The following is a 25,750-nucleotide window of genomic DNA, read 5'->3' as shown; positions in this document are numbered from 1 at the left end:
ATTACGTACAGTGCTTTCATGAATGCGTAATGCTTGAGAAATCATTGCCGGGGTCCAGCCTTCGGATGCAAGCAGTACTGCTTTGATGCGGTCACGAATACGCCCGTCACGCGTTTGAGCATGCTGGGTCTCTAGGACTTGTTTTTGTTCAGGAGTAAGGAGTAGTTTCATAATCGTTAGCTTGATCCTCATTTCACTGAAAATCAAGCATCTTCATTGATCACGGGTATAGAAGGTATGTTAGATACTGACTCGAACTTTTTAATAAAGTGACCTGAACAAAACAAAGTCAACCGTAAATCCGCTTGCCCTCATTATTTAGCTCAGTGGTATCACATCAGAGATCAATTAACAGCTCACCCAATCTGAACAACTTCCAGTTACCCGGCTGCATAATGCGCCACTGTTCATTCTCGGTCAAAGGGCGAGTCGCAATCACAGTCACCACATCATGGGCGGTAGTTTCCTTATCAAAATCAATCACCACATCGGTATCGATAAGTTTCGCTTTACCAAACGGCGCGCGGCGAGTGATGTAACATAAGTTATTACTGCAATAGCTCATTAAATGCTCGCCATCGCTCAATATCATGTTGAACACACCTAACGCACGGATTTGCTCGGCCAACGTTGCGACGTAATGGAAAACTGCCAACATATCTTCAGGTTTAGTACCACCAAACTTCTGGGCGACTTGTTCCAAAATCCAACAGAAAGCAAGTTCGCTATCGGTATCGCCTACGGGTTGATAGCGCGAGACATGAAACTTGGGCAGATAGTCCGTCAATTGCCCATTATGGGCATAGGTCCAATAACGTCCCCATAATTCGCGGGTAAAAGGATGAGTATTCTCTAAAGACACACAACCGCGATTCGCTTGGCGAATATGGCTTATCACCACTTCACTTTTAATCGGGTAGGATTTGATCAATTTTGCAATATGCGATTCGCTACTCGGGCAAGCATCTTTAAAAGTACGGCTGCCTTTCCCCTCGTAAAAAGTAATACCCCAGCCGTCCACGTGGGGACCGGTTACACCACCACGTTGTGCTAATCCCGTAAAACTAAACACAATATCGGTCGGCACATTGGCGCTCATCGCCAGTAACTCGCACATATTTCTCGCCTATCATCAATCAAAAAAACTACTTATTGGCATTGTAACTAGTTGATGACATTTGTGGAATGATCAAAGCTGACAAATAATTTAAACAATTGTTTGAAAAATACTTGTATTAAAATTCTCTTAGGTTTAACTTTTATGCGACACAGGTCTGACCACAAACTATAATTGTGATCGCAATCAATAAAACACTCTATGACCTGTGGTTGGCACTCGGTCATATTTAAGGAGAATTACAGTGACTACCCTACTTTGGATCATCACCATGATCTTAGTGCTAGGAGCCCTAGCTTACCTTCGGGTATCTTTGCTCACTGCCACTATTACAGCCGCTGTTGTGATGACAGCAGGATGGACACTCGATGTTGTCGGCCCTATCTCTTGGATCGTTTTCCTCGTGATCGCGCTGCCGTTAAATATCAGTGCATTTAGACAAAATGTGATCAGTCGTCCACTGATGAAGGTATATCGCGGCATCATGCCGGAAATGTCTTCAACAGAGAAAGAAGCGATTGAAGCCGGCACCACTTGGTGGGAAGCGGATCTGTTTGCGGGTAACCCGAACTGGAAAAAACTCCATAACTACCCAGTTGCGCGTTTAAGTGCAGACGAACAGGCCTTCCTCGATGGCCCTGTTGAAGAAGTGTGCCGCATGGTGAATCAACACCAAGTGTCACATCAACTTGCCGATCTGCCTGCTGACGTATGGCAATATCTGAAAGATCACGGTTTCTTCGCCATGATCATTAAGAAAAAATACGGCGGTTTAGAATATTCAGCTTATGCTCAATCTCGTGTGTTACAAAAACTGGCGGGGTTAAGCAGTGAGTTGGCTTCAACTGTTGGCGTACCAAACTCTTTAGGCCCTGGAGAGCTGCTGCAACATTACGGCACGCCAGAGCAACAAAACCATTATTTACCGCGTTTAGCCAAAGGCTTAGAAGTCCCCTGTTTTGCACTGACCAGCCCAGAAGCCGGTAGCGATGCAGGCTCGATTCCTGACTTTGGTATTGTGTGTAAAGGCCAATGGGAAGGTGAAGAAGTTCTGGGGATGAAGCTGACCTGGAACAAGCGTTACATCACTTTAGCCCCTGTCGCGACAGTATTAGGCTTAGCCTTTAAACTGCGTGATCCAGAGCATCTACTTGGTGATAAAGAAGAACTCGGCATCACCTGTGCTTTGATCCCTACCGATGTGGAAGGAGTAGAAACGGGTCGTCGTCACTTCCCGCTCAACTGCATGTTCCAAAACGGTCCGACTCGCGGCAACGAAGTATTCGTGCCATTAAGCTTCATCATTGGCGGCCCGAAAATGGCGGGTCAAGGCTGGCGCATGCTGGTGGAATGTTTATCAGTGGGTCGTGGTATCACTCTGCCATCAAACTCAGCTGGCGGCGTGAAAACCGCGGCACTAGCAACAGGGGCTTATGCTCGCATTCGTCGTCAGTTCAAATTGCCTATCGGTAAGCTTGAAGGTATCGAAGAGCCAATGGCACGCATCGGCGGTAACGCTTATCTGATGGATGCGGTAACCACGTTGACCACTACAGGTATCGACTTAGGTGAAAAACCGTCGGTTATCTCTGCGATTGTGAAATATCACCTGACAGACAGAATGCAGAAATGCGTTATCGATGCCATGGATATTCACGGCGGTAAAGGCGTTTGTCTTGGCCCCAATAACTATTTAGGCCGTGGCTACCAAGCTGCGCCTATCGCAATTACTGTTGAAGGTGCAAACATTCTCACCCGTTCTATGATCATCTACGGCCAAGGCGCGATTCGTTGCCATCCGTATGTACTCGCAGAAATGGAGTCAGCGTTTGATACTGAATCGGGTCAAGGTTTAGCTAACTTTGATGCGGCTATCTTTGGTCACATTGGTTTCGCGACCAGTAACTTCATCCGTAGCTTCTGGTTAGGTCTGACATCAAGCCGTTTCTCTAACGCGCCTTATTCAGATAAAACCAAACGTTATTATCAACAGATGAACCGTTTCAGTGCCAACCTTGCCCTGCTTTCTGACTTAGCCATGGCAACCTTGGGCGGCAACCTTAAACGTAAAGAACGTATCTCTGCCCGTTTAGGTGACTTACTGAGCCAACTGTATCTGGCATCAGCCACACTGAAACGCTATGAAGATGAAGGCCGTCAAACCGACGACTTGCCATTAGTACAATGGGCAGTTGAAGATGCGCTGTACAAGCTGCAAGCTTCTTTAGACGATTTACTGGATAACTTCCCTATGGGCCTTGGCGGTGCGTTACGTGTGGTGATGTTCCCATTCGGTCGTCCACTGAAACGCCCAAGCGATGTGTTAGATCATAAAGTTGCTAAGATCATGCAAACACCGTGTGAAAGCCGTGACCGTTTAGGTAAAGGTCAGTTCTGGACTAACTCTGATCACAATGCTGTGGGTATCCAAGAACAAACACTGCTCGACATCATCGCGTCTGAACCGCTACATGACAAAGTCTGTAAAGCCAGTGGTAAACGTCTACCATTTATGTGGTTAGATAAAGTTGCCGCAGAAGGTAAAGCCTTAGGTGTGTTAAGCGATGCCGAAGTGCAATTACTGGAAAGAGCAGAAATTGGTCGTATGAAATCAATCAACGTTGATGACTTTGACCCAGCAGAACTGCGCCCAGAAGTGGTTTCAACCACTTCACAGGAACGTGCTGCGTAATCCACTCAGTAAGATTTAAACCACAAAAAGGAGGCTAATTAGCCTCCTTTTTTATTCCGATGGCAGGGCGTGCCACAACTAAGTGAATTTGGTTGAGTTACGACCTCGACTTTGACCAATGCTTTCATTGCTCAGTATGACTGAACAGTACTATGCAAATGACATTACTATCAGTCCATTGATAAAAGAATACCATGTTAGTAAGTCGCTGACATGCCACTTTAAAAACTGTTCAGTTTTTAAACCTGTAGGGCTTTAGAGCTAATTCAGCCTTAACACTCTTCATCACTCAGGTCTTCAAAGTACCAGTAACCGAGGTTCACCCACTCAGTCAGCTGCGTAAGCAAATCGGCATCGGCTAACCAGGGGGCTAAGGCGGTTTTATCTAACTGATTGCTATCACATAGTAGTGGGATCACCGCGGCCAATTCGGCTGAAAGCAGATACTTATCACCATTAATATAGACAACGCCTTGTCCCACATTGATATCAAAATACAAACAACGCAGTCCGCCGAGGCGAATAAGCGGCTGCTCATCGAGCCAAGCGAGCACTTCGTCTTGCGTGATGTCCAACGGCTCATCGGGTAAATCGAGGGCGCATTTAGATTGAGTTAAATAGCGGCCCGAAAACTCGCTCACCAGTTCATCGGTTAACATATTAGTCAGTTGCGTGCGTAACCGCACTAAATCGCGATTATCGACACAACCACTGCGCGTTGTCAGCTCGCGGTCTGGATCTTCAATCTGCTGTGCGCCTAAATCTTGCTCAGACAGATGATCAGCCAAAGCACTTACCATATCTTTGGCGGAAGCGGTGCGATAACCTACTGAAAAACTTAAAGACTGTTCTAAGGTTATGCCGTCATGGGGGAATCCTGGGGGAATATAAAGGATGTCGCCGGGCAATAACTCAGTATCGATAATCGGTTCAAAAGCTTCTGTGTGCAGCAAAGCGGGATGCGCAGCAAACTCTTTGTGCGGTCCCAGATCGCCTACGCGCCAGCGGCGACGTCCCGAGCCTTGGCAAATAAACACATCATACAGATCGATATGCGGTCCCACGCCACCGCCAGGAGTGGCAAAACTCACCATCACATCATCTAAACGCCATCGCGGAATAAAATCAAAACATTGGATCAGGGCTTCTGCATCGGGCACCCAGTTGTTCAAGGCTTGCACGATCAAAGTCCAATCCCGTTCACCGAGATGATCGTAGGAATCAAAAGGGCCAAATTCAGCCTGCCATTGCCCAGCCTGTTGGTACACTCGCCGAGATTCCACCAGCTCATCCATGGCTAACCCAGCTAACTCTTCGGGCGAGATTAAATCTTGAAAATGTTTGAATCCTTGGCGGATAACCAAAGGGTTTTTCTGCCAATATTCTGCTAAAAATTGCGCGGGTGTTAAGCCATTAATATCGAGTTGCATGGGTCGCTCACAAACCAAACTGTTATTCATAGAGGTAAATGCTAACAGGAAGCGAAACCAAGAAAGCTCGACCGGATCAACAAAGCATTAAGTCTTTTATCAGCGTCAATGTGATAGTGAATTTACTAACGTATTGAATTACAATCGGCTTATCTAAAAGCGTTGTACTGTCAAAGACGGCAATGCTGACACATCATTTATAGAGTCCACATAAGATCTATGCCTACATCTGCTGCTAACACTTTGGTCGCGCTCGACTTTGAAACCACAGGGCTATCGCCTAATCAAGGGGACCGCGCGATTGAAATCGGAGCTGTGCTAATTGAAAACGGCGTGATCACCCAAAGATTTTCAGAGTTGATGAACCCAGGATTTAGAATAAGTCGTTTTATTGAGGACTACACAGGGATCAGCAATCAAATGCTCAGGGATGCAGCGCCCTGCAATGAAGTGATGGTGCGTTTTGCCGACTTTATCGCCGATCATAACTTAGTCGCCCACAATGCGGCATTTGATCAGCGCTTTTTAGACGCGGAATTTGGCCAAATTCGCCATCGCTATCAAGGGCAATTTGGTTGCTCCTTGCTAGTGGCAAGACGTTTATATCAAGCGGCACCGAATCATCAGCTAGGTACTTTAGTGCGCTATAAACAGTTACCAAGCGATGGCACCTTTCACCGCGCCTTAGCCGATGCCGAAATGACTGGCCATTTGTGGCTGGCAATGCTGGCAGACCTTCAGCAAGAGTTCGGTCTCAATGCTCCCACCTTCGAGTTACTGCAAAAAATCGCCAAGAAAACCAAAGCAGATGTGCCGAAGTTTTTACGTCAATGTGCGGTTAAGTGATCCCCAAAAGCAAAAAGCCGATAAATCCAAGGATTATCGGCGATGTTTCAATAAGCAAATTAAGTGCTCAACGACTTGCCAGCAAAAAACAGCAAGCTCCTAGCAATAACGGCCCATCTATAACGGCTTAAGCGGCGCGCTATCAATGCCGCAGGAACTGCGAACCACTAAGGTCGTCGGAATAAGCTGCGCACTCACCTCTTGTCCGCGGATAAGTTTGAGTACACTGTCGACTAAAATTTCACCAGCTAATTGGGTGTTCTGCTTAATGGTCGTTAATGGCGGATTGGCAAAACTCGCCACTGGAATATCATCATATCCCACCACTGCAACTTGTTCTGGGACTGAAATGCCCTTCTCTTTCAGCGCACGAATAGCACCAATGGCAATCAGATCGCTAGCAGCAAAAATAGCATCAAACTGTGCGCCTTTGGCCATTAATGCCATAGCCGCATCGTAACCAGCACTTTCAGTGCTAATTGCCGACACTTGCTTAGTGCGATCGACAGCAATATTCGCCATTTGCAGCGCCTTCACATGGCCTAAATATCTGTCCCTAAACTCAGGGCTGTGGCTCGAGGCATCGCCTAAAAAGGCAAAAGCTTTACGACCAAGGGAAATCAAGTGCTCTGTTGCAATCAAGCCGCCTTGATGATTATCACAACCAATCGATAGCACTGACTTATTGTTATGCTCAGCACCCCAGATCACAAAATGAGTATTCTGCGCGAGCAATCGCTCCAACTTTTGCTCGTAGTCCATGTAGTCGCCGTAACCGAGCAAAATAATGCCGTCAGCTTTATTACTGTCTTCATAATCGGCGTGCCAATCGCTGGACAATTGCTGAAAAGAAACCAATAAATCATAACCTTGCTGCGCCGTTGCTCGGGTAATGGAGCCAAGCATAGACAGGAAAAAAGGATTGATTAACGAGTCATCGTTGGTGGGGTCTTCACACAATAACAGCGCTAAGGTATGGCTATTTTGGGTGCGAAGATTGCTGGCATTTTTATCGACCTTATAATTTAGCTCTTTGGCAATGGTTTGAATACGTTGGCGAGTTTCTAAATTGACTAACGGGCTGTTTCTAAGGGCACGGGAAACCGTTGACTGGGATACGCCAGCACGATAAGCAATATCAATCGAGGTCGCTTTCGATGCCATAAAGAGGATTTAACCTTAGTTATTATTTTGCGTCGATACTAAAACAGTTCCACTCACTTGTATAGACGAATGCGTTAACATCCGTCTTACATTAGAGACTCTGGTTAAATGCCGAGCTGATCGAGCAAATCATCGGCTTCATTATCAATGGCACGAGTCGCAATGGCGGGTTTATCGGCCATCTTAACCCAAGGCGAAACATTCGAATTTGAGTCGTTATTTCCCCCAATCGAACTGTGCTGCTCTAACAGACTATCGGGATCGAATTCTTCATCGTAGACAAATTCATCTAAGCGAATGAATTCGGTTTTGTCCATGGCAAACTCGAGGTAAAAAATATGGTTATTTTCAGTCCTAAACGACACTCTGCGGGCAACCGCATCGTCTAAGTTAGCGTCGATTGATATAGTTAACTCTTTATTAATCGTCAACATTTTTGGCTGGCTTTGGCTGATTGACGTTTGCAATTCTTTAGAAATTTTATTAATAAAATCCCCTAGAATTTGGTTCATCAGTTCGCCCATCACATTACTCACTTCATCTGAAGTATGTGAAAACGCGAGCTCAGACTCAGGCATGCCCATGTTCAGCATGTAGCGACGGTAGATTTCAATCGCTGCAGAGGCAGAAAAGTTGATCACCACTAGGCCTGAAAAACCACCATCAAAAATCGAGAAACAACCGAGATCAGGTTTAAGACGAGTACGCGCAATACTTTGTACCATACCCGCATGGGTAACATTGCTGGCACTGGTGCTAGAAAGGACGTGGGCGACTGAGTGGCATAACTTCAGTAAAATATCATCCGACGTTACGATAGTATTTGTGGTCATAATCGATTCTCAAACTGAATAATGAATTAATCTTGCGCGTAAAAGCGTAAAAAATCAAAATTAAAACAATTGATTAGCCTAATATAGCAAGATGACAAAATTAACATAATGCTAACTTATTGATATTTAATAGATCAGATAAAACCTTCAACATGAAACGACTTATAAAACGGTCTAACTTAATAAGAACATGCCCCATAATGCAACAGATTAAAGTTCCCTATCACTATTCCCTGCTTTAGATCAAAGAAACTCATATTTTATAACGGCTTTTGCTTAATTTATGTCACAGACGATTCAATTGAGATTGATTCGCAGGTATATTGATGCACAATAATAAGTCCTTAAGGAATCCAAATGATCACGTTTTTGCGCCGGTTTACCATTTTACAACGCTTAATGATGATGCTCCTTATGGCCGCGATAGGGACTGTATGTTTTGCCAGTTTTTCAATTAAAGAGCAGTACAGCAATTTAATTGAGCAGAAATGGTTGCAGATAGACGGTCAGCTCGCCAGCATGTTAAGCGTGATAGATGTGCACCGTCAGGATGCTCTCAAAGGTAAGTTTAGCGAAGCAGAAGCTAAACAAATCGCCGCGGATTTAATCAATCAAACTCGCTATTCAGGTTCAGGCTACTTCATTGTTATTGATGATAATAATCAAATCCTCGCCCACGGGGATAGCGCAAATCTTATTGGCACCTCAGCATTAACCTTCAAGTTACCTAATGGCACAAATCCCTTAGCCACTATGCTGCCATTAGCGCGTGCTAAATCGAAAACGACCCTCGAATACCCTATCGCCGATCCTATGACACGTGCCATCGAAGATAAGCTCGCAGAAGCCCGTTACTACCCACAATGGGGTTGGACAGTCATCACAGGCGCCTATCTTAGCGATGTCAAAGCAAGCTTAAAGTCAGTCATTATCGACTATCTGATTATCATGTTTTTGATTTCAGTGCCGATTTTTGCCTTCTTCCTTGTGCTTAACCATTCCATCACCTCACCATTAAATGATGCTATTGATGCCCTTGAAGATATTGCCCAAGGCGAAGGCGACTTAAGTCAGCGCATTAATGCTCAAGGTAAAGATGAGATTGCCCATCTCGCCCGCGCCTTCAACATGTTCGCCCAAAAAATTGGCGACATGGTCGGCCATTTACAACCTTTAGGCCAAGCATTAGATAAAGATGCAAAACAGCTTTTGATTGCAGTTGAAGAGTCCAATCAGAGTGCTGAACATATCCACAGAGAAACAGGCAGCGTCGCCACAGCCGTCAATCAAATGCTGTCGACTACCCATGAAATGGCGAGCAACACCCAACAAGCGGCCGATGCGGCGAACAGCGTAAAAGAACAAGCGCAGCAAAGCCAAGTCGTGATCGACAACACAGTCAGCAACACAGAAAAACTGGTGGCAGAATTAAAAGCCTCTGAAGTCATCACCCAAAAGCTGGGCGTCGCCTCACAGCAAATCGGTAGCATTCTCGATGTGATCCGCAGCATTGCCGAGCAGACCAACTTACTCGCCCTTAATGCCGCCATTGAAGCTGCTCGAGCTGGGACCCACGGCCGTGGTTTTGCCGTAGTTGCCGATGAAGTCCGCGCCCTTGCTACTCGCACCCAAGAATCGACCAATGAGATCCAAAAAATCATTAGCGAGATCCAATCCGGTGTTGGCTCAGTGATGAAGAGCAACAATCAAACTCAACTGCAATCCGATGAGCTACAGGCCCAAGCCCACGAAGCGGGTAAAGCCATGGCGGCGATTCTGCAATTGATTGCCCATATCAGTGACATGAACACACAATTAGCCAGCGCCACCGAAGAGCAATCACTGGTGACCGAAGAAATTAATCGAAATATTTGTAATATTTCGGAATTAACCGAAGTCTCAGTAAAAGCTAACGAAAGTAATAGCCATGCAGCTCAGTCACTGCAAGACATTAGCCAAGACATGTCCCGCACCTTAGGCCAGTTTAAAATCTAACTAAAGTGTATGAGAACGGCATGACTTGTCGATTGGGGCGCCATAGGGCGCCCTTTTCTTTGGGTAAACCTTCTGGTAACGCTTGTTAACCGCTATCTCACCAATAATGAATTTCAACGACAAAATCCCATTAACCACAAATTCTCTGTCACGCTAACGTTTGATATGCGGTATGCTTTAGCCTTAAAAATCCAACCGAGACACTGCCATGCGAATGACCTTAGCCGTTCACCCTGAACAGTACACAATTCATAGCTTTAGCCCGAATGCCGTATTGCCCAGTGAGGTTTTTGCACAGGACATGTATTTCATTGGTAAGACCCAAGAAGGTTTATCTTTAGTCGTTTCCAGTGAAATGGAACTCGACAGCCTAGAGCAAGAACCGGGCTGGTGTTGCTTTGAAGTACTCGGGCCACTGGGATTTTCGATGACAGGCATTTTATCTAAAGTGTCTGGCACCTTAGCGGACGAACAAATCAGTATTTTTGCGATTTCGACCTTTGATACCGATTACATTTTAGTAAAAAATAATCGTCTCAAAAGTGCCATCGCCGCCTTGAAAAAACAGGGCTATCACATCATAGAATCGAAAGACGAAGTGTAATACCCCTTTAAATATGAGCTCATCTACTATGTACGAAAAAACAGTCACCATTACCGCCAAACATGGCATTCACACCCGTCCAGCAGCCTTACTGGTTAAAGAAGCCAAAACCTTTGACTGTGATGTCATGGTCGAATGTAATGGTAAGCAAGCCAGTGCTAAGAGTCTGTTTAAGCTACAAACCTTAGGCTTATATTCTGGCGTCACGGTAAGAGTGTTTGCCGAAGGTGAACAGGCACAGGCCGCGGTTGAGAAAGTCTCTGAGCTGCTCATAACCCTAAGCTAGGCCTTTTCTTGCGCTAAAGTGCGTTTATCTGCAGATTTAACCGACACGCAAAAAAACTCATCTTGACCGTCTTGGCATGCTAATGCTTTACATACAAACACTTTACAAGCTTAGCGTCACTCAACTAGACTCGCTATCGCTAACGGACACTCAGTTCAGTGGTTAATTTAGGAAGGGATATGTCAATAACGGGGATTATAGTGTCATCGGGAATTGCCTTTGGACAGGCACTTCACCTGCTCCACACCGAACATCACCTCGATTATCGCCCTATTCCCCTGTCTAAAATCCCTCAACAACAGGGTAAATTTGCCAAAGCCTTGCAAGAACTACAGGCACAACTGACCCACAGTCAAGCTGCACTCGATAGTGACTCCGAAAATTATCAGTTGATCGAAGCCGACTTATTGTTATTAGAAGACGATGAATTAATCGAGCAAGTGAACGATGCCATTCGCACCTTACAATTGTCGGCAAGTGTGGCGGTTGAACGTATTTTTGCCCATCAGGCCAATGAGTTACAATCCTTAGATGATCCCTATTTAGCCAATAGAGCCCAAGATGTGCGCTGTTTAGGCCAAAGAGTCGTCGCGGCGATAAACGGCCATTTAGCTCAAGGACTCGAAAAACTCGATAGACCCACTATCTTATTAGCGCAGGATTTGACCCCCGCCGAATTTGCCTTACTGCCGCGGGAAAACCTTTGCGGTATTGTACTGAAAACGGGCGGTTTAACGAGCCATACGGCCATTTTAGCCAGAGCAGCCGGCATTCCAGCCATGTTAAGTTGTCAGTTCGACGCAGACTCTATTCCCAACGGCACGCCCTTAGTGCTCGATGCACTCGCGGGTGAACTTTGTGTCAATCCCAATCCAGACCAACAGGCAAGACTCACAGTCACCTTTCACCATGAACAAGCAAGGCGCGCAGCACTTCAAACTTACAAGGATGTCCCAGCGCAAACCCAAGACGGTCATACTGTGGGACTCATGGCAAACGTGGGTAATCTCAACGACATCACCCATGTCAGCGATGTCGGCGCCGATGGAATAGGTTTGTTTCGCACCGAATTTATGTTGATGAACGTCGCCACCCTGCCCGATGAAAAAGCCCAATACAGCTTATATTGCGATGCATTGCACACCCTAGGCGGTAAAACCTTTACCATCCGTACCTTAGATATAGGTGCAGACAAAGAACTACCCTGTTTATGCCAAGAAATTGAAGATAATCCCGCCTTGGGTCTTCGCGGCATTCGCTACACCTTGGCGCACCCAGAATTATTTAAAACCCAATTGAGGGCCATTCTGCGTGCCGCTAACCATGGCCCGATCCGTTTGATGTTCCCTATGGTCAATCAAGTCGAAGAATTGGACGAGGTGTTTGCACTCATTGCCCAGTGCCAAGATGCCTTGGAAGAAGAAGAGAAAGGCTATGGCGAACTTAGCTACGGTATCGTTGTCGAAACACCTGCTGCGGTATTCAACCTCAACGCTATGCTGCCAAGACTCGATTTTGTCAGCATTGGTACCAACGATTTGACCCAATATGCAATGGCCGCCGATAGGACAAACCCGCAGCTTACCCGTGACTATCCGTCCCTTTCGCCTGCCATTTTAGCCTTAATTAACATGACAATAACCCAAGCTAAGGCCGCTAATGTTAAAGTTTCTCTGTGCGGTGAACTCGCCAGTTCACCGCAAATTGCGCCACTGTTAATCGGCATGGGGTTGGACGAACTCAGTGTTAACTTAAGCTCACTCTTAGAAGTGAAAGCAGCTATTTGCCAAGGCAGCATCACACAATTTTCGGCATTAGCGCACACGGCATTACAACAAGATAGAATTGCAAGCTTACAGCAGTGTATAACAAGCTATAAATAGAGACATTTATTCGTTATGCTGCATTACAGAACAAAAACAATGACAAAAACAAGCAAAAGAGGCTCTAGATTATGGGATTTTTAAGCCGAATAAGGCGCTTGGTATCGGGCCAGACTCAATTAGCTGGCGGTATCATGGTATATGCCCCCGTTTCCGGCGATATCGTCGCCATTGAAAAAGTCCCCGACGTGGTTTTTGCTGAAAAGATTGTCGGTGATGGCATCGCTATCGCTCCCAAAGGCGAATTAATTCTGGCGCCTATCGACGGCACCATAGGTAAAATTTTTGAGACAAATCATGCATTCAGTATTGAGTCTCCCCAAGGTTTAGAGCTATTTGTTCACTTTGGTGTAGGTACAGTCGAGCTGAGAGGCAAAGGGTTTAAACGTTTAGCCCAGGAAGGTCAAGAAGTGAAAGTCGGCGATCCGATCCTGTCATTCGATATTGATTATCTAAAAGACCAAGTCGACAGCCTACTCACTCCTGTCGTTTTGGCGAACATGGAAGATGTCAAATACCTCGACAAAGCCCAAGGTAGTGTCACCGCAGGTAAAGACGTGATCTTTACGGTACAGCTCTAATCAAGCTTTACTTTAAGTGTTTGAATTAGCAGTTTGAAAATACCCTTGATTGATATAAAAAGGCTGGCTCCCCCAAAGGCGCCAGCCTTTTATTTATCTCCACTTTCCTCGCGAAGAGGCCTGTCCGATAGCTGAAATTTTTTCATCGCAAAACCGACATAATGTTTCAAACTGATTTAAAACAGAATAAGCCAAATATCAACCACCCAGATGTAGGATTGAATGACAATCGAAAGCACGTTAGCAAGGTGGCGATTTGCAGGCCGAGTAGACTAAGACAACCAGGCCAACAAAACTCCCTATCCTGTATAGCGAGTGCTATTCGAGCGTCAGAGTATCGGCTCACATTGGTCACAAAAAGCAAAAAGATCAATGCACCCGCTGGCTCTCGAACGAAATCATGACTATACATCTAAAGGTGCTTTTAATATTACAGAGGAATAACAATGAAGTTCAGTCATAAGATTGTCGCCGCATCCTCTGCGTTACTGTTAGTGACAGTAACGCTTCTAACGACCAAACAATACTACTCGATTCAGAATGAAATGCAGGCACAGGTGGAAGCCAGTGTCACCGAAATCGTCGATGGGGTTAGAAATACGGTTTCATCGGAAATTGAAGCCCGTAAACAATTGGCAGCTTATACGACCAGCCTACTGGAACAAGATCTCACGCCCGCACACATCAGCGCAGTCATCACTCGCCCCATAGTTAAAAATGCATTTATTCTCGTCGGTTTAGGTTATGAAAAAGATGGCACGAATATCAATAATAATCCTAGCTGGGATCCAGGTGCGGGATGGAACCCAAGAGTAAGGCCTTGGTATCTCGATGCAAAACAAGCCGATAAATTAATCATCACGGCTCCCTATGCGGACTCAGCCTCCGGTGAAATTCTCGTCTCAATTGCGACGCCCGTGAAAGATCAAGGTACATTCATCGGTGCCATTTTCTACGATGTTAGCTTGGTCGGGTTAGCCAAACTCGTCAATGAGGTCAAACTTTTCAACGCTGGCCATGTGTTTATTGTTTCTGGGGATGGAACGACCATAGCCCACCCAGAGGAAAAACGAAATGGCACTCTTATGGCCGATTATTTACCCAATGTCAAAGTGATGGAAACGCCACAAAAAGTAACCATAGAGGGAAAAAGTTTCACCTTGGATTTCTCACGCGTTGCGGGAGAGGACTGGTATGTTGGTGTTATCTTGGATGAGGAGATTGCCTATGCTGCAGTGACGGACTTACGCAATAGCTCTATTCTCTATTCCGTTATCGCCTTAATCATCAGTATCACAACCCTACTACTATTGATCACAACCTTAATGCGCCCATTACAAACATTAAACGATGCAATTCAAGATGTTGCTTCTGGCGAAGGTGATTTGACTCAACGCTTAAATACTAAAACAGACACTGAGTTTTCAGCGTTAGCCTTGGGATTCAATACCTTCACGGCAAATCTACAACAGTTGATCATTCAATCTAAATCCATTGGCCAGCTCATCCATAAAAGTTCAGAAATGACATCGCTAGAATTACAGCAATCTACTGATGCCATGAACTCGCAACTGCATGAACTAGAACAACTTGCAACTGCCATGCACGAAATGGCAACCACTTCAACTGACGTAGCCCGTAATGCCCAAGGCGCGGCTTCTGCTGCGAAAGAAGCAGATGAAGCGACAAGTGTAGGTTCTAAAATCGTCAGCGATACAACTGATGCCATTAATGCCCTGTCATCAAAAATCGATATGGCCGTCACTGAAGTCAAAACATTAGAATCTGCAACTGACAACATTGCCACAATATTGAAAGTGATCAATGACATTGCAGATCAAACAAATTTATTAGCCTTAAATGCCGCCATTGAGGCAGCAAGAGCTGGTGATTCTGGTCGTGGTTTTGCTGTGGTAGCAGATGAAGTCAGAACCCTCGCCCAAAGGACTCAACAATCTACAACTCAAATCCGTAACATGATAGAGCAACTTCAAGCAGGAGCAAGGGCTGTTGCAGAGGTAATGAGCCAAAGTAAAGATAATGCAGAAGATGCGGTTACACGCGCCCAAGGTGCTAATACCGCATTAAACAAAATTCGTGAAGCAATATTACAGATAAGTGATATGAACCTACAAATTGCCTCTGCAGCAGAAGAGCAGAGTTTAGTAGCTGAAGAAATTAACAATAATACTATCAGGATCAAAGATTTATCAGTCCAAGTTTCTGACACTGCAGTTCATGCAAATACAGCCATGCATACGCAAACTCAATACATCAAAGAACAAGATGCAATCCTTAATAAATTCATAGTCTAAGCCAGTGAGCCATGATTTTATCCATGGCTCACCATGACATCTACTAACAACAGGACCTCATCATGAGCAAAATAACGTTGTTCGTCATAGTTAGCATGCTTCAGATCCCACTACAGGCTAATGCCCAAACAACCACAGAAGAGTCGGAACGACTGCAACAACTCGAGCAAAGAGTTAAAGAGCTGGAGCAACAAGCCAAAGCGGAGCCTGCCAGTCCCTCATTGCAATCCTCCCTACAAGACAGTCGTTTTATCCTCTACGGTTCACTACGTCCGACCTTAGAATACCAAGACAAAGGTGAGGATGTGTGGGATATCGGCGATGCACTCTCCCGCTTAGGGGTTAAAGCTGAAACCGAGTTCGCCTCTGGTTGGCGTGCCATTGCCCAAGGTGAATGGAAAATCCGTCTCGATGACAATGGCCGATTCGGCGAGGCGAGACTCGCCTTTGCGGGGATAGATTCTCCCTATGGCAAGTTGACTTTTGGGCGCCAAAGGCCGGTGCAGTACACGTTAGTCGCTGAATATGTCGATATCTTTAACAATGCGAATAGCCCCTTTGGTTATAACCAAGAGAGTCCATTTTTTGTTGATAATGCCTTGATCTATGAGCTTAACATTAAGCCAATCACCTTAATGGCTTCAGCCATTTTTGATGGTAACTCAGGTGGCAGTGGTACCGATGTAATTAATGTCGGCGCAGGATTTAACCAGAGTGGATTTCACGTAGGTATCGCCTACTTACAACAAGATACCTATGTGAACGATATTATGACTGGAGAAGAACAACTGGCCGGGGGCGTCATTTCCTATGAATTTAGCAATGGCATATATGCCGCCGTTGGTTATCAGCATAAAGACTACGAATTTGAAACCGCAGTCAATAGAACCGGTAATACATTTGATAGCGCCATCGCGATTCCAGTTGCGAAAGCTTATAAGCTGAAACTAGGATACTTCAGGTTTGAAGATGGGATAGAAGATACCAGCAGCCAAAATTATGATGGATACAATCTCACCTTAGAGTGGCAAGCCGCAACAAATGTCCGCATGCATTTAGAATATTTACAACAAAATAATGATCAACGTGAAGACGACACTATCATAGCCTTAGGCATTCGCTATGATTTTGATTTAAATTGGCAACTTTAGTCAACGCCATCCCATTACCGTTAAGCCCGCAGCGCACTCAATGAAGCGTGCTATACGGCATCAGTAAGCAGCAAGATATGACTAAACGCTCTGAGGGCGTTTGGTTACATAAAGTGACAGACATCACCCGATAATCCCAATACGCTTCAAGCACACTGACATTTTATGCTCACGCTATCTCAGTAACACATCCCACTTGTGACATGCGGCGCACAATGCCACAATGCCAGCAAAATCAATGCTTGCAAGCCAAGCGTCCATCCACACTGGAGCATCATTTTGACCCTCTACGGTATTAAGAATTGCGATACAGTGCGTAAAGCACGTAAATGGATTGAAAATCATCAACTTCCAGTTCATTTCCATGATTTTAGAGATGACGGCCTACGTCAAGAAGACCTCGAATTCTGGTGTAACACCTCAGGCTGGGAAACCGTATTCAATAAGCGCAGCACGAGCTTTCGTGCGCTCAGTGACGCAGATAAAACCGATATCGATCAAGCCAAAGCCATTCAACTTATGCTGGCGCAACCGACACTGATCAAACGCCCCGTCTTAGTCGTCGGTGAACAAGTGCTGATTGGCTTTGATGAAGCCGCCTATAAAAGAGTATTCTCAGTATGATGCCAGCCGACAATTATCCCGTTACAGAACTGACAAAAGCGCTGATCGCCCGCCCTTCGGTGACGCCGCTTGATGAAGGCTGCCAAACCTTAATGGCAGAAAGACTCAGCGCCATCGGCTTTAATATCGAACCTATGGTATTTGAAGACACCACCAATATGTGGGCTCGCCGTGGTAATGAAGGCCCCGTTTTTTGTTTTGCGGGTCACACAGACGTTGTGCCGACAGGCGATGTGAGCCGCTGGCACACGCCGCCTTTTGTGCCCACCATCATTGATGGCTACTTATATGGCCGAGGCGCAGCGGACATGAAAGGCTCACTGGCGGCTATGATCATTGCCACCGAGCGGTTTGTGGCTAAACATCCCGATCATCATGGCTCTATCGCCTTTTTGATCACCAGCGATGAAGAAGGTCCATTCATCAACGGCACGACGCGAGTCATTGATACCTTAGAAGCGCGCAACGAGAAGATCACCTGGGCATTAGTCGGCGAGCCTTCATCGACCCTAAAGCTGGGCGATGTGGTCAAAAATGGTCGCCGCGGCAGCTTAACTGGCAACTTAACCGTGAAAGGCATTCAAGGCCACGTGGCCTATCCACACCTTGCCGATAATCCAATCCACAAAGCCGCGCCTTTCTTGGCCGAGCTAAGTCAAATGCACTGGGATAATGGCAATGAGTTCTTTCCGCCCACCAGCTTCCAAATTGCCAATATTAATGGCGGCACAGGTGCATCAAATGTGATCCCTGGTGCACTGGAAGTAATGTTTAACTTCCGTTACTCCACCGAAGTGACCGCCGAAATCTTGATTGAGCGGGTTGAAACTCTATTGAAAGCCTATGAGCTAGATTACGATATCAGCTGGATTTTCAATGGCCTTCCCTTTTTAACCGGTGATGGCCCGTTATTAGATGCAACTCGTATCGCGATCCGCCAAGTCACAGGTTATGAAACCGATCCGCAAACCACAGGCGGCACATCAGACGGTCGCTTTATCGCGCCAACGGGCGCCAAAGTGTTAGAGCTTGGCCCTGTCAACGCCACCATTCATAAAGTGAATGAATGCGTTAAAGTGGACGACCTTGAGCAGTTAGCCCTGTGTTATGAAGTCATTTTGGAACAATTACTGTGTTAGCACATCTGAAGATCCGTCCCGAAACCGCAAAGCTTTACGGCTTAAGCTCCCCTGAATTGGTGGATTATTTAAGCCCGTATCACCTTAGTTATCATAGCTTTGGGTTAGAGGAGAACACAGCTATCGCCTTTAAGTCTATGGCGGCAAAAGCTGAAGATGCGGGCATAAAACTCGCGATTTGCTCGGCTCATCGTCCCTTTGAACGGCAACTGGCAATTTGGAATGCCAAGGCTAGTGGTAAACGCGCGGTATTGGATGCCAATGAGTTACCGGTCAATATTCAGGGCTTAAGTGACGATGCCATAGTTGACTTGATTTTGCTCTGGTCGGCGTTGCCTGGCGCTTCACGCCACCATTGGGGTACCGATCTCGATGTGTTCGATGCGGCTCAAATTGATGTTAAAACCCTGCGCCTTGTTGAAGCTGAATATGTTCAGGATGGTCCCTGCGCTAAATTGCATGCTTGGCTGGTAGAAAATGCCCATGATTTTGGCTTTTACTTCCCGTTTCAGCAGGGACAAAGTGCGGTAAGTCCTGAGCCTTGGCATATCAGCTATTTCCCTGTAGCGCAGTTATTGTTGCCACAATTCGATCGTGCCGAACTGGCAATCCTGTTAGAAAACAGTGATATGTTGCTAAAAGGTGCAGTGCTCGCCCGATTAGACAGTCTAATAGATGAATACGTGCTGCGTATCGCTCAGCCCTAATCACGAAATACTCGCAAAGATCAGTCAACACAGGTTAAGCATAGCGCTATATCGTCAAAATGGGCGCCAAAATGCGGTTTAACACAATGATATATTTGATAAAGTAGGTTTTATGGATTTTTCTTCACACCGTCAGCAGCTTGTTATTGCCGATCGAAAATTAAGTTACCTTGATGTCGGCTCAGGCCCTGTATTGTTGTTTGGGCACAGTTATTTATGGGATAGCGCTATGTGGGCGCCTCAAATTGCCACCTTAAGCGCCCAGTATCGCTGCATAGTGCCTGAACTTTGGGGCCATGGTCAGTCAGATTTACTGCCCAATAACTGCAAAACGCTACTCGATATTGCCGATCAAATGCTTGAGCTAATGGATGCTCTTGAGATAACTCACTTTAGTGTTGTCGGACAATCTGTCGGTGCTATGTGGGGCGCAGAATTGGTACTGAAAGCACCAACAAGAGTTAAAACCTCGTTATGCTCAACAGTTTTATCGGTTTCGAACCCGAAGTCACCCGTGCGAAATATGATGGCATGCTGGATATGATTACCGCCGCTAAGGCGATCCCTGCGCCGCTGATCAGTGCAATTTCACCTTTATTCTTCGCCAATGATGCCGAGAATAACACGCCCGAACTGGTTACGGGCTTTGAACAGTCCCTTGCCAGTATCACAGCGGAGGAAATCCCCACGATAGTTAAACTTGGACGAATGATTTTTGGTCGTCGCGATACCATGGAATACGCCGAGCAATTGACGCTGCCCTGCCTCATCATGGCTGGCGTGGAAGATAAGGCCCGCAGCGTATTGGAAAGTTACCTGATGAGTGATGCCATTGATGGCAGCCAACTTGTGCATATTCCTGCGGCAGGACACATATCAACTCTCGAACAAGCGGAATTTATTAACCAACATTTAGCCGATTTTCTGGCTAAACATTATTAATCAATCGCTAAATCTACGCTTCAAGGTGCGAAAACTCGCATCTTGAAGATGAGTATTTCTACTTAGCACATGTTACCAAGATGTGCTTATATCAATATTGCTCACCCATACTTAATTCCTATTTTATGGATAAATACATTAGGCTTTACTTTATTAAAGTCTGTTATTGAGCACGCCTCGTTTCATTAAACTCACCTGTGAAACCTCTATTAAGAAGTAAAGACGTTGTTTTTGTTCCAAGCGGCTTAAAAAATGTTGCGCAAAGGTGAAATCTACTAATTATCAACTACCTTTATACTGTATTCCCTCAACAAGGTATTCTGCCATGAGAAAAAGTACAGTTGCCCTCTGCGTATTCAGCACACTTTATATGCCGTCTCTTTATGCCGATGTTCAAATAAATGGATTTGCCTCTATTGTCGCGGGCTCAAGTCTAAGTGACGATAAAAGCTATTATGGTTACGACAAAGAACTCGATTTTAATAATGATTCCAAAGTTGCCTTACAATTTACCGCCGATCTTGGTAGTGGCTTAAGAGCGACTGCACAAGTGCTATCCAGAGGCAGTAACGATTATAGCGCTGAATTCGAATGGGCTTATATATCCTATGACATCAGCGACAAACTTATGCTTATGGCGGGTCGCCAACGTTTTAATCTCTATAAATACTCCGATTATATTGATGTAGGCTATGCCTATCACTGGATCACTCCGCCCCGCGGAGTTTATTCACTGCCATTTAATTCAGGTGAAGGTGTAGGCTTAGTTTATGCCGATTTATGGGGAGATACCGAAGTAGGTTTGACCTATAAATACATTACCACTTCAGTTTCTGACTACTCGCCTACGGGTTCATCAACGCCTCCTGCGCCCTTCTCCGCCGAGGGCCACATAATGAACTTTAACTTTGTAACCTATGGGTTTGAGTACGGTTTAAATATTGGCATAGTTACCGATTTCTCCTACGAATTACCCGCACTGCTTGGCTTAGGCAATGCAATTTCTCAAACCGGACTCTTTACTCAGCAAGTGGTTGATGATCTTTTACCAATTAATGACAGCGCGTTACTCATTGGCGCTAACGTTAAATATGATGCTGAAAAATGGTTTATTTTGGCCGAATACACACGAATTGATGTCGATCCCAGTAGCTTTAATATTCAAGATTCAGCCTTTGTTTCCGGCGGGATCCGCTATCACGATTTCACCTTCCACTTAACCTACGGTATTGATAAAGGTGAGCCCCAATACGATGCCTATGACGCTATGTTACCTGTTTACAATGGTCTGCCACCGGCAAACCAAGCTGCACTCGCACCGCTTGTTTTTGGTACACAAGCGGCGCTTGAAGCACAACAGGAAGACAGCGCCTACTACATCATAGGTACCCGCTGGGATTTCCATCCTTCTGCAGCACTGAAACTAGAGTACACCAACTACAGTAACGACAAACCGTCCTCCGATGAACAGTTGCTGAGTATGGCAATAGACTTAGTTTTTTAAGGAGTTAAGCATGAAACTATTAATAAGTTCTCGGTTGATGATAAAAACCTTAGTCGCCAGTGCGCTTCTATTTGGCAGTGCCTGTGTTCAAGCCGAAATTGCCGTCGTGGTGCACCCTTCTAATACGTCAGAAATTAGCGCTGCGGATATTTCACGGATCTATTTAGGCAAACTCAAGTCTTTCCCCAGTGGTGGCACTGTCGTCGCACTCGATCAACCTGAAGGCACGCCCGCACGTGATGCCTTTGTTAAACAGATCCTTAATAAAACCGAGAGTCAGTTAAAAGCCTATTGGTCAAAACTGGTCTTTTCAGGCCAAGGTCAACCGCCCAAAGTCGTCGACTCCAGCGCTGAAATGCTCGCATTGATTGCCGCCAATCCCAATATGATCGGATTTGTTGACGTCAGCGAAGTAAACGACAGCGTGAAAGTGATCAGTAAGTTCTAACCCATACTGCATCATCCTTGTCCGCCTTAACCTGTGGCGGACAAGGTTTCCACTCAGCATTTGTGCGATATAAACAACAAACACACTATCAAAATCAAATGGTGCTTGAACCCTCAGAGAGGGCTTATCCATTTGCAGTACTATTAAGAAAAAATAATCTCGATTTTTCAATATCCTGATTCAAACCTTAATTGGATAGACCAGCAGAGCCAAATTTGCTGGTATACTCTTGCTAAAAATGTGCTGCTTGCATGAATTAGAGCATGAGAAGACATTTTATATGTCAATAAAACAATAGGTTAAAATGAAACTACTCAAACCTTTATTCGACAATAACCGCCGCTGGGCCGGACGTATACGCCAAGAAAATCCTGATTTTTTTGAACAATTAGCGAAACAGCAACATCCTGAATACCTGTGGATTGGCTGCTCAGATAGTCGCGTACCCTCAAACCAAATCATTGATCTTATGCCCGGTGAAGTCTTTGTTCACCGTAATATCGCCAACATGGTGATCCATACCGATCTTAACTGCTTATCTGTACTGCAATACGCCGTCGATGTGCTCAAGGTGAAGCATATTATGGTGGTGGGTCACTACGGCTGTGGTGGTGTGCGCGCGGCCATGGGTCAGCAACGCTTAGGACTCATCGATAACTGGCTCGGGCATTTACGTGATATCTATCGTATTTATCAGGAAGAATTACAACAGATGGACGAAGCCAAACGTTTTGATCGCCTGTGCGAGCTAAACGTGATTGAGCAGGTTGCTAATGTGACCAGTTCAACCATAGTGCAAGAAGCTTGGGATCGCGGCCAAGAAGTGGCGGTACACGGCTGGATTTACGGCATTGATAACGGTTTACTGACAGATTTAGATGTCACGGTTGACCGTGAACATGGTTTAGCCAATCCACGCTAACAGCCTGAATATAGGCTTTTAACCCTTAGCTGAGTGTCATCAATGCTCAGATAAAACCTGCCCCTGTGCAGGTTTTTCTTTTTCCATGACAATTTTCAGCAATAAAACATCGCAAGGGTCTATTACGCCAGTTATAATCCGCCAGTTAATTGCAGGCGACCTATGCGCCACAAATTCTAAGGAGATACCTTCCATGCCCGGTTTTGAATTATTTGGTCCTGAAGAGAAGCAGGAAGTCGCTGACGTTATGGAAAACGGTTTTACCTTCCGTTACAACTTCGACCATATGCGTAATGATCGCTGGAAGACGCGCGATATGGAGCAACTACTTTGCGAGAAGATGAACGTGAAGCATGCTCACCTTTTATCAAGCGGTACTGCTGCGCTGCAAACGGCCATGATGGCTGCAGGCATTGGTGCTGGCGATGAAGTTATCGTGCCACCTTTTACCTTTGTAGCCTCAGTTGAAGCGATTTTTATGGCAGGCGCTATTCCGATTTTTGCCGAAATCGATGAGACATTGTGTTTATCTCCAGAAGGTATCGAAGCCGCGATTACCCCACGCACTAAAGCCATCAACTTAGTGCACATGTGCGGTTCTATGGCGAAGATGGACGAGATCAAAGCCGTCTGTAAAAAACATAACTTACTGATTTTAGAAGATGCTTGCCAAGCCATCGGTGGTAGCTACAAGGGCCAAGCCCTAGGTACTATCGGTGATGTGGGTTGTTACTCATTCGATTCAGTCAAAACCATCACCTGTGGTGAAGGTGGTGCTGTGATCACAAACAACACAGAAATCTACAACAATGCGCACATGTTCTCAGATCACGGTCATGACCACATTGGTAAAGACCGCGGTGCAGAGTCACACCCTATCATTGGCTTGAACTTCCGTATTTCGGAAATGAATGCCGCCTTAGGGTTAGCGCAGTTACGTAAACTCGATACCATTATCGATATTCAACGTAAAAACAAAAAGACCATTAAAGATGCAATGGCCGCTATTCCAGAAGTCACCTTCCGCCAGATCCCAGATCCCGAAGGCGACTCGGCTGGCTTCTTAACCTTTATGTTGCCAACCGAAGCGCGCACGCAAGAAATCAGCAAAAAACTGGCTGAAAACGGCGTTGATGGCTGCTTCTACTGGTATGTGAACAACTGGCATTATTTGAAAAACTGGAAACACATTCAGGAGCTTAAGGCATCTGCTGCGTTGCCAATCACATTAATCGCCGACAGACCTGACTATACTCAAGTTTCTGTGCCTAAATCCGATGCCATTATGAGCCGCACGATTTCTATGCTCATCAAGTTGTCTTGGACCGATGCTCAGATCGCCGAGCGTATCGAAAACATCAAGAAAGCATTTGCCCAATAATTCTACGGGAGTTTGTTGCAATGAGTTTTAAGAATTTTAAAGTAGTTGAAAAAATGATCTTCGGCCGTGGCTCATTCGTCCAATTGGATGAAGTGTTAGCTGCTGAACGTAAAACCGCCGACGACTTCGTGGTGTTTTTAGTCGATGACGTGCATCAAGGCAAAACCCTTGAGGGCCGCATTCCAGCTAAAGCACAAGACATGATAATTTGGGTTAACGTTGATGAAGAGCCAAGCACAATTCAAATCGATGCCCTGACTGAACAAGTTCAAGCTTTCAATAGCAAACTGCCAGTGAGCGTCGTCGGTTTAGGTGGCGGTTCAACCATGGACGTAGCTAAAGCAGTATCGCTGATGCTGACAAACCCAGGTGGCTCTGCTATGTATCAAGGTTGGGACTTAATCAAGAACCCAGCGGTACACCACATTGGTATCCCAACGATTTCTGGTACTGGTGCAGAAGCGTCACGCACCGCCGTATTATGTGGTCCAGTACGTAAGCTAGGCCTGAACTCAGATTACACAGTATTCGATCAAATCATCATGGATTCTGAGTTAATCGAAGGCGTAGAAACGGACCAATGGTTCTATACAGGTATGGATTGCTATATCCACTGTGTTGAATCGTTACAAGGTACCTTCTTAAACGAGTTCTCTAAATCCTACGCTGAAAAAGCCATGGATTTATGTCGCCAAGTGTACTTAGACGACCACGTAGAAAAAGACGACAAGCTAATGATGGCGTCTTTCATGGGCGGCATGAGCATAGCTTATAGCCAAGTGGGTGCCTGTCATGCGGTTTCTTACGGTCTGTCCTATATCCTGGGTTACCACCATGGTATCGGCAACTGTATCGCCTTTGACGTGTTAGAAGAATTCTATCCAGAAGGCGTTGAAGAGTTCCGTCTGATGATGAAGAAACATAACATCACGCTGCCGAAGAACATCTGTAAAGATCTGCCAGACGAAACCATAGCGAAAATGGTTGCCGTGACTAAGAGCATGGGTCCACTATGGGCTAACGTTTACGGCGCGGGTTGGGAAGAGAAAGTCACAGATGAAATGTTGACTGCGCTGTTCCGTCGTATCTAAGCTCTAACACATGTTAAAAGGGCTCAATTGTGAGCCCTTTTGTCTATATGCATTGTATATCTACACTGTATATCTTTGATAAAAGTAGGATAATT

22 protein-coding genes and 1 pseudogene are annotated in these 25,750 nt (G+C 45.6%); 18 read left to right on the top strand and 5 right to left on the bottom strand.

Features of this window, described 5'->3' with window-relative positions; translation table 11 throughout:
* Positions 1-171: helix-turn-helix domain-containing protein (locus tag L5M10_RS16785; RefSeq protein WP_263254902.1), on the bottom strand; the 171-nt coding region annotated here is incomplete at its 3' end.
* A gap of 166 nt (positions 172-337) precedes the next feature.
* Positions 338-1,117, bottom strand: coding sequence for a class II glutamine amidotransferase (locus L5M10_RS16780; protein ID WP_263161056.1), 780 nt, complete (start codon positions 1,115-1,117; stop codon positions 338-340).
* A gap of 244 nt (positions 1,118-1,361) precedes the next feature.
* Here L5M10_RS16780 and fadE point away from each other — a divergent pair, with 244 nt between their 5' ends.
* Entirely contained in the window at positions 1,362-3,809 is a 2,448-nt protein-coding gene (gene fadE / locus L5M10_RS16775) for an acyl-CoA dehydrogenase FadE (RefSeq protein WP_263255614.1), read from the top strand.
* 272 nt (positions 3,810-4,081) lie between these two features.
* On the opposite strand, the gene L5M10_RS16770 is transcribed toward fadE, so the two are convergent.
* Positions 4,082-5,239, bottom strand: coding sequence for a cupin domain-containing protein (locus tag L5M10_RS16770; RefSeq protein WP_263255613.1), 1,158 nt, complete (start codon positions 5,237-5,239; stop codon positions 4,082-4,084).
* A gap of 219 nt (positions 5,240-5,458) precedes the next feature.
* Here L5M10_RS16770 and L5M10_RS16765 point away from each other — a divergent pair, with 219 nt between their 5' ends.
* Entirely contained in the window at positions 5,459-6,085 is a 627-nt protein-coding gene (locus L5M10_RS16765) for a PolC-type DNA polymerase III (protein WP_263255612.1), read from the top strand.
* 117 nt (positions 6,086-6,202) lie between these two features.
* Here the strand turns inward: L5M10_RS16765 and L5M10_RS16760 are convergent, their stop codons facing one another.
* A complete protein-coding gene (locus L5M10_RS16760; RefSeq protein WP_113939612.1) occupies positions 6,203-7,249 on the bottom strand; it encodes a LacI family DNA-binding transcriptional regulator in 1,047 nt (348 codons plus the stop codon).
* 104 nt (positions 7,250-7,353) lie between these two features.
* A complete protein-coding gene (locus L5M10_RS16755) occupies positions 7,354-8,082 on the bottom strand; it encodes a DUF3334 family protein (RefSeq protein WP_028760052.1) in 729 nt (242 codons plus the stop codon).
* Between the two features lie 357 nt (positions 8,083-8,439).
* Here L5M10_RS16755 and L5M10_RS16750 point away from each other — a divergent pair, with 357 nt between their 5' ends.
* The 16 genes and pseudogenes from L5M10_RS16750 to kdnB all read left to right on the top strand — a co-directional run bounded on the left by L5M10_RS16750 (position 8,440) and on the right by kdnB (position 25,655).
* Positions 8,440-10,077: a methyl-accepting chemotaxis protein gene (locus L5M10_RS16750; protein WP_263255611.1), complete on the top strand. Its 1,638-nt coding sequence runs from the start codon at positions 8,440-8,442 to the stop codon at positions 10,075-10,077.
* Positions 10,078-10,285: 208 nt separating this feature from the next.
* Positions 10,286-10,681, top strand: coding sequence for an ACT domain-containing protein (locus L5M10_RS16745; RefSeq protein ID WP_028760054.1), 396 nt, complete (start codon positions 10,286-10,288; stop codon positions 10,679-10,681).
* A 28-nt stretch (positions 10,682-10,709) separates the two neighbouring features.
* On the top strand, positions 10,710-10,967 hold the full coding sequence (locus tag L5M10_RS16740; protein WP_028760055.1) for an HPr family phosphocarrier protein: 258 nt from the start codon (positions 10,710-10,712) through the stop codon (positions 10,965-10,967).
* Between the two features lie 179 nt (positions 10,968-11,146).
* Complete coding sequence (gene ptsP / locus L5M10_RS16735) at positions 11,147-12,850, top strand: phosphoenolpyruvate--protein phosphotransferase (protein ID WP_263236307.1); 1,704 nt, start codon at positions 11,147-11,149, stop codon at positions 12,848-12,850.
* Positions 12,851-12,921: 71 nt separating this feature from the next.
* Positions 12,922-13,431, top strand: coding sequence for a PTS glucose transporter subunit IIA (gene crr, locus L5M10_RS16730; protein WP_006081821.1), 510 nt, complete (start codon positions 12,922-12,924; stop codon positions 13,429-13,431).
* Between the two features lie 446 nt (positions 13,432-13,877).
* Positions 13,878-15,746 carry a methyl-accepting chemotaxis protein gene (locus L5M10_RS16725; RefSeq protein WP_263236304.1) on the top strand — a complete coding sequence of 623 codons (1,869 nt, stop codon included), beginning with the start codon at positions 13,878-13,880 and terminating at the stop codon, positions 15,744-15,746.
* Positions 15,747-15,808: 62 nt separating this feature from the next.
* On the top strand, positions 15,809-16,897 hold the full coding sequence (locus L5M10_RS16720) for a porin (protein WP_263138727.1): 1,089 nt from the start codon (positions 15,809-15,811) through the stop codon (positions 16,895-16,897).
* Between the two features lie 279 nt (positions 16,898-17,176).
* Positions 17,177-17,521: an ArsC family reductase gene (locus L5M10_RS16715; RefSeq protein WP_263138725.1), complete on the top strand. Its 345-nt coding sequence runs from the start codon at positions 17,177-17,179 to the stop codon at positions 17,519-17,521.
* Positions 17,521-18,660 (top strand): succinyl-diaminopimelate desuccinylase, encoded by a 1,140-nt coding sequence (gene dapE / locus L5M10_RS16710; protein WP_173248640.1) that lies wholly within the window; start codon positions 17,521-17,523, stop codon positions 18,658-18,660. Before L5M10_RS16715 ends, dapE begins: the two co-directional genes overlap by 1 nt.
* The gene (locus L5M10_RS16705) at positions 18,654-19,367 is read left to right on the top strand and encodes a M15 family metallopeptidase (RefSeq protein WP_263255610.1); all 714 of its coding nucleotides are present in this window, start codon (positions 18,654-18,656) and stop codon (positions 19,365-19,367) included. The genes dapE and L5M10_RS16705 overlap by 7 nt, the downstream gene beginning before the upstream one ends.
* A gap of 112 nt (positions 19,368-19,479) precedes the next feature.
* A pseudogene (locus L5M10_RS16700) lies at positions 19,480-20,309 on the top strand (alpha/beta fold hydrolase).
* 325 nt (positions 20,310-20,634) lie between these two features.
* On the top strand, positions 20,635-21,813 hold the full coding sequence (locus L5M10_RS16695; RefSeq protein WP_263171394.1) for a porin: 1,179 nt from the start codon (positions 20,635-20,637) through the stop codon (positions 21,811-21,813).
* Positions 21,814-21,823: 10 nt separating this feature from the next.
* Positions 21,824-22,261, top strand: coding sequence for a phosphate ABC transporter substrate-binding protein (locus tag L5M10_RS16690; RefSeq protein WP_105252606.1), 438 nt, complete (start codon positions 21,824-21,826; stop codon positions 22,259-22,261).
* A gap of 304 nt (positions 22,262-22,565) precedes the next feature.
* Entirely contained in the window at positions 22,566-23,183 is a 618-nt protein-coding gene (can, locus tag L5M10_RS16685; protein WP_028760064.1) for a carbonate dehydratase, read from the top strand.
* A gap of 193 nt (positions 23,184-23,376) precedes the next feature.
* Positions 23,377-24,564, top strand: a complete 1,188-nt coding sequence (gene kdnA, locus L5M10_RS16680) for an 8-amino-3,8-dideoxy-alpha-D-manno-octulosonate transaminase KdnA (protein WP_028760065.1) — start codon at positions 23,377-23,379, stop codon at positions 24,562-24,564.
* A gap of 20 nt (positions 24,565-24,584) precedes the next feature.
* A complete protein-coding gene (gene kdnB, locus L5M10_RS16675) occupies positions 24,585-25,655 on the top strand; it encodes a 3-deoxy-alpha-D-manno-octulosonate 8-oxidase KdnB (RefSeq protein ID WP_263238263.1) in 1,071 nt (356 codons plus the stop codon).
* Positions 25,656-25,750: the final 95 nt, after the last annotated feature.

The organism is Shewanella sp. SM32, from assembly GCF_025654235.1.
Taxonomy (GTDB): Bacteria; Pseudomonadota; Gammaproteobacteria; order Enterobacterales; family Shewanellaceae; genus Shewanella; species Shewanella oncorhynchi.
This window is presented reverse-complemented; position numbering and strand designations above follow the sequence as displayed.

Coding starts and splice junctions, on each gene's coding strand:
- can (WP_028760064.1), top strand. CDS start 22,566: ATGAAACTACTCAAACCTTTATTCGACAATAACCGCCGCTGGGCCGGA.
- L5M10_RS16760 (WP_113939612.1), bottom strand. CDS start 7,249: ATGGCATCGAAAGCGACCTCGATTGATATTGCTTATCGTGCTGGCGTA.
- L5M10_RS16745 (WP_028760054.1), top strand. CDS start 10,286: ATGCGAATGACCTTAGCCGTTCACCCTGAACAGTACACAATTCATAGC.
- L5M10_RS16720 (WP_263138727.1), top strand. CDS start 15,809: ATGAGCAAAATAACGTTGTTCGTCATAGTTAGCATGCTTCAGATCCCA.
- ptsP (WP_263236307.1), top strand. CDS start 11,147: ATGTCAATAACGGGGATTATAGTGTCATCGGGAATTGCCTTTGGACAG.
- kdnA (WP_028760065.1), top strand. CDS start 23,377: ATGCCCGGTTTTGAATTATTTGGTCCTGAAGAGAAGCAGGAAGTCGCT.
- L5M10_RS16690 (WP_105252606.1), top strand. CDS start 21,824: ATGAAACTATTAATAAGTTCTCGGTTGATGATAAAAACCTTAGTCGCC.
- kdnB (WP_263238263.1), top strand. CDS start 24,585: ATGAGTTTTAAGAATTTTAAAGTAGTTGAAAAAATGATCTTCGGCCGT.
- L5M10_RS16755 (WP_028760052.1), bottom strand. CDS start 8,082: ATGACCACAAATACTATCGTAACGTCGGATGATATTTTACTGAAGTTA.
- L5M10_RS16725 (WP_263236304.1), top strand. CDS start 13,878: ATGAAGTTCAGTCATAAGATTGTCGCCGCATCCTCTGCGTTACTGTTA.
- L5M10_RS16750 (WP_263255611.1), top strand. CDS start 8,440: ATGATCACGTTTTTGCGCCGGTTTACCATTTTACAACGCTTAATGATG.
- crr (WP_006081821.1), top strand. CDS start 12,922: ATGGGATTTTTAAGCCGAATAAGGCGCTTGGTATCGGGCCAGACTCAA.
- L5M10_RS16780 (WP_263161056.1), bottom strand. CDS start 1,117: ATGTGCGAGTTACTGGCGATGAGCGCCAATGTGCCGACCGATATTGTG.
- L5M10_RS16770 (WP_263255613.1), bottom strand. CDS start 5,239: ATGCAACTCGATATTAATGGCTTAACACCCGCGCAATTTTTAGCAGAA.
- L5M10_RS16695 (WP_263171394.1), top strand. CDS start 20,635: ATGAGAAAAAGTACAGTTGCCCTCTGCGTATTCAGCACACTTTATATG.
- L5M10_RS16765 (WP_263255612.1), top strand. CDS start 5,459: ATGCCTACATCTGCTGCTAACACTTTGGTCGCGCTCGACTTTGAAACC.
- dapE (WP_173248640.1), top strand. CDS start 17,521: ATGCCAGCCGACAATTATCCCGTTACAGAACTGACAAAAGCGCTGATC.
- L5M10_RS16740 (WP_028760055.1), top strand. CDS start 10,710: ATGTACGAAAAAACAGTCACCATTACCGCCAAACATGGCATTCACACC.